At 70.9% G+C, this 994-nt stretch carries 1 protein-coding gene; it reads right to left on the bottom strand.

The window, feature by feature from the left end:
* Positions 1-112: 112 nt before the first annotated feature.
* A partial coding sequence (locus ASE28_RS32460) for a hypothetical protein (protein WP_162262238.1) occupies positions 113-994 on the bottom strand: 882 nt, incomplete at its 5' end.

A 994-nucleotide genomic window follows, 5' to 3' on the forward strand; every position in this document is an offset into this window, starting at 1 on the left:
GACGCAATCTACGATGTCGGAGACCGGCCGCCTATCCAGGGCGCGGCGACCATGATGTCTAGGCGTGGGAACGGCGCCCCACGCGCTCCCCTAGGGTCGGTTCATCGATCAGTCAGTCAGCGATGCGCACGCCCTGCACCTGGTTGCCCAGTTTGAAGTACAGCACGCCATCGGCGCCCAGCGTCCAGGGCGCCGTCTGCCTCGCGGCACCGCCTTCGGGCAGCACCCACTGCGGCACCAGGCGCCATTGGGTTCCCGCAAGCGTCAGCGTCATCGATCCATCGCTGGCCGATGGCTGCACCGCCAGGGTGGCGCCGGGCAGCGCCGTGGTCAGGATGGTGCTGGCCTGCACAGGGCTCAGCAGCGCGGGCAGCAGCCACTGCCGCGCGCCCTGCCCTGTCTGCAGGTAGATGCGGCCTTGTTCATCCACGCCGATCTGCGGGGTGCCGGTGGCGGGGGCGCCGCCGCCGGTCCAGTCGGGCCGCAGCACATAGGTCTGCCCACCGGTGCGCAGCTGCAGCACGCCTTCGGCGCCGAGCCTGGTCTTCGCATCGGGCAGCAATGCCGTGATGGCTTGGGCCAGGCCCGCCAGGTCGGCCACGGCGGGCGCAAACTGCACCACCACCCCGCCGCGCACCCAGCGCAGCAGGCCCAGCGGGGTGAAGGTGATGCCATCGGGTAGGCGCGCATCGATGGTGATGGGCTGCACGGGCAGCAGTTGCAACACCTGCCCGCCATCGCGCACCAGCACCACGCCCGAGGGGGTGGTCTCCAGACCCACGGCAAGGTTCGCGCCCGAGAGGCGGGTGACCGGGCCAGCCAGGCGCGCATAGGCCGCGCCGTCCACGGTGATGCTGGCCGGCAGGTTGGCAAACGCCATGGCATCGCCCACCTGCTGTGCATCGCCCCTGAGCGAACCGAGCGCAATGGACACCAGCTTGCCCTGTGCGTCCACCTGCAGGCGCTCGCCCGCCAGCAGGCCCTGGCTGCCCAC

The sequence above is a fragment of the Acidovorax sp. Root219 genome (genome assembly GCF_001428665.1).
Classification (GTDB): domain Bacteria; phylum Pseudomonadota; class Gammaproteobacteria; order Burkholderiales; family Burkholderiaceae_C; genus Acidovorax.